Raw genomic sequence first — 5,905 nt, 5'->3', positions numbered from 1 at the left:
GGCGCTCGGCCTCGGCGGCCCGCTCTGCATCCTCGCCCTGCTCTGCCTGCGCGACCTCGTCCACACCCTGGGACACGACGAGGCGACGGCACTGGTCTTCTTGCGCGTCGCCATCGCCCGCACGGCTCTGGGCCGAGAAGCTCAGGGCGGCGACGAACCAGCCGAGGCCGGCGAGCGCCAACGCGCAGGCGGAGAGACCGAAGAAGGCTGCGCGTTCGAGGTCAAGCGGCGCCAGGCTCCAGCCCGGAACCAGGACGAAATCGTCGGCCGTGCGGGCGATGGCGACGCGCAAGAAGACCAGTGCCGTCGCCTCGTCGTGTCCCAGGGTGTGGACGAGGTCGCGCAGGCAGAGCAGGGCGAGGATGCAGAGCGGGCCGCCGAGGCCGAGCGCCAGCGCGACCGCGGCGCGCCAGGCGAGAACGATCGGATCAGGCTCCATGGCCGCTCACGTGATCGAAGGCTTTCGCATCGGCCGGTCCCGGGCGGCCGCCGGATCGCACGCCGCCTCCCAGCGCATAAGCGCTCTTCGGTCCCGCGAAAAGCGCGCCACCGCACGCTGCGCACGCCGGCGGAAAACGCGGCCAATCGCCCCCTGTCGCTCAGCTTGGAATTCTTCCATAGCGCGTGGCATCGGCCGGGCAAGAGCGAACCTCCGTCGCATTGCTTTGACGGTGCAGACCGGGTCAACCTTGCGGGACCGGGCTGCGGGCATGGCGAGGCAGGGTCGAACATCTTGGTGACGCTCTCCACCGACGACATGCGGCGGTCTCGGCGCCCGCGGGCCATCGCCTGATGGCGCAGCTGTTCTCGCCGGGCGCCGACGCGATCTACCGGCTCGCCCTGCTCACCGGCGTGGCGTGCCTTGCCGGCATCCCGATCGTCGCGGCGGGGATCGTGCGCTCGGATTACGTCACCGACGTCGGGGTCGCCCCGGCCCAGCCGGTGCCGTTCAGCCACAAGCATCATTCCGGCGAGCTCGGGGTCGACTGCCGCTACTGCCACACGACGGTGGAGACCCAGGCGACCGCCGGCATTCCGCCGACCCACACCTGCATGACCTGCCATTCGCAGATCTGGACCGGGTCCGACATGCTGAAGCCGGTGCGCGACAGCTTCGCGCGCGACGAGCCGCTTCAATGGGTACGCCTGAACAAGCTGCCGAGCTACGTCTACTACAACCACTCGGTCCATGTGACGAAGGGGATCGGTTGCTCGACCTGCCACGGCGACGTGACCAGCATGCAGATGACCTACCGCGCCAACGCCTTCGAGATGCAGTTCTGCCTCGACTGCCACCGCGATCCGGCGAAGTACGTCCGCCCGCAGGAGCAGGTCTGGAACATGACGTGGAAGCCGCCTGAGAATCAGGCGACCCTCGGGCCCGAGCTCGTCGCCAAGAACCACATCCGGGGGGGCGAGCGCCTGACCGAATGCGCGATCTGTCATCGCTGATGGGGACGGACCGCACATGACCGGGCATCACGACATCGGCGCGATCCGCGCGCGCCTGGCGTCCGGCGACGGGCCGGCCTTCTGGCGCAGCCTCGACGCGGTCGCCGACACGCCCGAGTTCCGAAGCTACCTGGAGGCCGAGTTTCCCGCCGCGGCGCGGCTCGCGGCCTCGCCGGAGCGGCGCGGCTTCCTGAAGCTGATGGCCGCCTCGTTCGCGCTTGCCGGATTGTCCGCCTGCGACTCGAGCGACGGGCGGCACTACGAGCTGCCCTACGTCAACGCGCCCGAGCGGATCCTGCCCGGCGCGCCGCTCAGCTACGCCTCGTCGGCGCTGCTCGACGGGTTCGCCAACGGCATCCTCGTCACCACCCGGAACGGCCGCCCACTGAAGATCGAGGGCAACCCCGACCATCCCTGGAGCCTGGGCGGCACCGACGTGCTGGCGCAGGCCTCGGTGCTCGGCCTCTACGATCCGTTCCGCTCGCAGGCGGTGCAGCATATCGGGCGGCCGAGTTCGTGGGCCGCCTTCCAGGGCGCGATGCTGGCGCAGATGCCGGCTTGGCAGGCGAAGGGCGGCGAAGGCCTCGCCCTGCTTACCGGCCCGGTGACCTCGCCGTCGCTCGAGGCCGAGATCGCGCGGATGCGGAAGACCTATCCGGCGATGCGCTGGTACGTCAGCGCAGGCGTCGCGCGCGACGGCCTCTACGAAGGAGCCCGGCGCGCCTTCGGCCGGCCGTTCGAGACGCTTCCCGAGTTCGCCAAGGCGCGAACCATCGTGTCCCTCGACGGGGACATGCTCGACCTCGGCCCCGGGCAGGTCGGGCTGGCGCGGCGCTGGAGCGACGCGCGAAAGGCATCCTACGCGGCCGGCAACCTCCTCACCCTTCACGCCGCCGCGGCGACGCCGACGCTGACCAGCGCCAAGGCGGACTACGGGATCGCGGTCGCCGCCACGCGGATGGAAGCCCTGGCGCGGGACCTGCTGAGCCTCGCCGAGGGCGGAACAGCACCCTCCGCCGACGACGCGTCGGCGGCTTGGCTCGAGCGTGCATCCGCTGCGCTGAACGCGGCCCGCGGCGCCGGCATCGTCACCACCGGGCTCAGCGGCTCCCCGGCGTTGCATGCCCTGGTCCACCGGCTCAACGGCGCCTTGGGCAACGCCGGCACGACGGTGCGGCACACCGCACCGGCCCAGGCGATCGGCGCCGGGACGCTCCGCGACCTCAGCACCGCCATGGCGGAGGGCTCGGTCGAGACCTTGATCGTGCTCGGCGTGAACCCGGTCTACGAGGCGCCGGGCGCCCTCGACTTCGCGCAGGCCATGGAGCGCGTGCCGCTGAAGATCCATGCCGGCCTCTACTTCGACGAGACCGCGGCCCATTCCGATTGGCACCTGCCGCTGGCGCATCCGCTCGAATCCTGGGGCGATGCCCGCTCCCTCGACGGCACCGTCGGCCTGATCCAGCCGACCGTCGCGCCGCTCTACAACGGCCGCGCCGCCAACGAGCTGTTGGGCTTCCTCGACCGGGGCACGATCGGCAACGGTCTCGATCTGCTGAAGCAGCGGATGCGCGGCGAATCCGAGACCGACGCCACGTTCCAGGCCCGCTTCGAGGAGGCCCTGCGCAGCGGCTTCCTGCCCGACAGCGCGGCCAAGCCCGAGACGACGGTGCTGACTGAGGCCGCCTCGGCGCCGGCAAAGCCTCCGGAAGCGCCGCAGGAGACCATCGAGGTGGTGTTCCGCCCCGACCCCACCATCTGGGACGGGACACTGGCCGATCTCGGCTGGCTGCAAGAACTGCCCAAGCCCCTGACGAAGATCGTTTGGGAAAACGTCGTCGGTGTCAGCCCGAAGCTCGCCGAGCGACGTGGGCTCGCCAACGGCGACATCGTGCGCATCGCCGCGGACGGGCGCGCGATCGAAGGTCCGGTCTGGATTACGCCCGGGCAGGCCGAGAACACGGTCAGCCTCGGGCTCGGCTACGGGCGCAACGTGCCCGACCACCTCGCGAAGGGCCTGGGATACGCTGCCAACGTGCTGCGGCCGGCGATGGACCCATGGCTGCTGGAGGGCGCGACGCTCGCCGCGACCGGCCAGCGCCGGATGCCCGCGACCACCCAGGATCTCGGCACGATGGAGGGGATGGATCTCGTCCGCGTCCAGCACCAGGGCGCGAAGCCGGTCGGCGATGCGAAGGCCTACGAGCTGGCCTCGTTCTACCCGAAGCCCGCAGCCGCAGAACGCGGCGCGGAGGCCGCCTGGGCCATGGCGATCGACCTCGATTCCTGCATCGGCTGCAACGCCTGCATCACCGCCTGCCAATCCGAGAACAACATCCCGGTCGTCGGGCGCGAGGAGGTCGAGCGCGGCCGATGGATGGGCTGGCTGCGGGTGGACCGCTACTTCTCGGGCACGCTCGATGCGCCCGAGACGCATTTCCAGCCCGTGCCGTGCATGCATTGCGAGAACGCACCCTGCGAGGTCGGCTGCCCGGTGGAGGCGACGCTGCACGACAGCGAGGGCCTGAACCTGCAGGTCTACAATCGCTGCGTCGGCACGCGGACGTGCCAGAGCTATTGCCCGTACAAGGTCCGGCGCTTCAACTATCTCGATTATACCGGCGACATGCCGGTGGTGGCGCAGCAGCAGCGCAATCCCGACGTGACGGTGCGCGCCCGCGGCGTGATGGAGAAGTGTACCTACTGCGTCCAGCGCATCGCCGCGGCCCGCATCGACTCCGCCAAGGACGCGCACGCGCCGATCCCGGACGGTGCCGTCGAGACCGCCTGCCAGGGCGCCTGCCCCACCCGCGCCATCACCTTCGGAAACCTCTCGGACCCCCGCAGCCGGATCGCCGCGGCGCGGGCGGACGGCCGCAACTACGCTCTGCTCGGCGAGCTGAACACGCGCCCGCGGACGACCTACCTCGCGAGCCTCGCGCCGCCGGCGAAGGAGGGCTGACGCCATGTCGGGAGCCACGCTCCAGCCACCATCCGGCACCGGCCTGATCGGCCCCGACGCGACGCTGCACGGCATCGGTCGCGCCGTCGCTTCGGTCCCGCTGACGCATCCGTTGAACCGCCGCTGGTGGATCGCCTTCGCCGGCGCGCTCGCCCTGCTCGGCCTGTTCGGCGGGGTGCTGTGCTACCTGCTCCTGACGGGCGTCGGCATCTGGGGGAACAACAACGCCGTCGTCTGGGCGCTCGACATCGCGAGCTACGATTGGTGGATCGGCGTCGCCAGCGGCAGCCTCCTCGTCTCCGCGGTGCTGCTCCTGCTCGGGGCGGAATGGCGCGGCGCCGTCAACCGGGTCGCCGAGACGGTCGCCTTGCTCTGCACCTGCGCCGCCGGCCTCTACCCGATCATCCATCTCGGCCGGCCGTGGTTCTTCTTCTGGAACCTGCCCTATCCGAACACCTACGACCTGTGGCCGCAGTTCCGCTCGCCGCTCCTGTGGGACGCGATCGACATCGTGTCCTACCTCGTGGTCTGCGTCAGCCTCTGGTACATCGGGTTGCTGCCAGACCTCGCGTCGTTGCGCGACCGCGCCGTCGAGGATGCGCTGGCGCAGGAGAAGGCCCACGGCCGCCCTCGGAAGCGGTCGCTCCTGAAGGCGCAGGCCTACGGGATCGTCGCATCGGGCTGGCGCGGATCGGCGGCGCATTGGCAGCTCTGGTCGCAGGCCTACCGCACCATCGCGCTGCTCGGCGTGCTGCTTGTGGTCTCGCTCCAGACCGGCGCCTCGGTGATGCTCGCGGGCTCGGTGATGCCGGGCTGGCACGACACGATCCTGCCGGTGACCTTCCTCGTCAACGCCGTGTTCTCGGGCGTCGGCGTCACCGCCGCGATCGTGGTGCTGATCCGCTCGGTCTACCGACTCGACGGGCTGATCTCGGCACGGCACCTCGAGATCCTCGCCCGGCTGATGCTCTGCCTCGGATGCGCCAGCCTGTACTGCTACGCCACCGAGTTCTTTTCGACGTTCCTGCACGGCGACCAGCAGGAACGCGACGTGCTGATCCGGCGGATAACGGGCGCCCATGCCTGGGCCTTCTGGACCGTCGTCGCGTGCCTGCTGATTCCGGCACAGGCGTTCTGGTCGGCCCGCCTGCGCCGGTCGCCGCTCGCGGTCGCGCTGATCGGCGTCCTGATCGCGATCGGCGCCTACGCCGACCACGTCATGGTCCTCGTGGTGACGCTGGCCCAGGATTTCCTGCCCTCCTCGCGGCTGGCCTACAGCGAGACGATCTGGGGCGTCGCCACCTTCGCCGGTTCCGTCGGCCTGTTCCTGACGCTGCTGCTGCTGTTCCTGCGCTACCTGCCGGCGGTCTCAATCACCGAAAGCCGTCGCCTGGCGCTCGCCGTCGTGCCGGCGGCGGCCGAGCGGAGGGCGGTGAAGGAGGCCGAGGCGCGGCCGCTTGCCAGCGAGCGGGACGGGACGGAGGACGCGCC

3 protein-coding genes and 1 pseudogene are annotated in these 5,905 nt (G+C 70.6%); 3 read left to right on the top strand and 1 reads right to left on the bottom strand.

Going from position 1 to position 5,905, the window contains the following annotated elements; translation table 11 throughout:
- Positions 1 to 439 (bottom strand): annotated as a pseudogene (locus tag FV223_RS18185) (hypothetical protein); the annotation flags it as partial.
- A gap of 353 nt (positions 440 to 792) precedes the next feature.
- Between FV223_RS18185 and FV223_RS18180 the strand changes: the two are divergent.
- The 3 genes from FV223_RS18180 to nrfD all read left to right on the top strand — a co-directional run.
- Positions 793 to 1,452, top strand: a complete 660-nt coding sequence (locus FV223_RS18180; RefSeq protein WP_147728339.1) for a cytochrome c3 family protein — start codon at positions 793 to 795, stop codon at positions 1,450 to 1,452.
- A 16-nt stretch (positions 1,453 to 1,468) separates the two neighbouring features.
- Complete coding sequence (locus FV223_RS18175) at positions 1,469 to 4,414, top strand: TAT-variant-translocated molybdopterin oxidoreductase (protein ID WP_147728338.1); 2,946 nt, start codon at positions 1,469 to 1,471, stop codon at positions 4,412 to 4,414.
- A gap of 4 nt (positions 4,415 to 4,418) precedes the next feature.
- A partial coding sequence (gene nrfD / locus FV223_RS18170; RefSeq protein WP_147728337.1) for an NrfD/PsrC family molybdoenzyme membrane anchor subunit occupies positions 4,419 to 5,905 on the top strand: 1,487 nt, incomplete at its 3' end.

The sequence above is a fragment of the Methylobacterium sp. WL116 genome, assembly GCF_008039455.1.
Taxonomy (GTDB): domain Bacteria; phylum Pseudomonadota; class Alphaproteobacteria; order Rhizobiales; family Beijerinckiaceae; genus Methylobacterium.
This window is presented reverse-complemented; position numbering and strand designations above follow the sequence as displayed.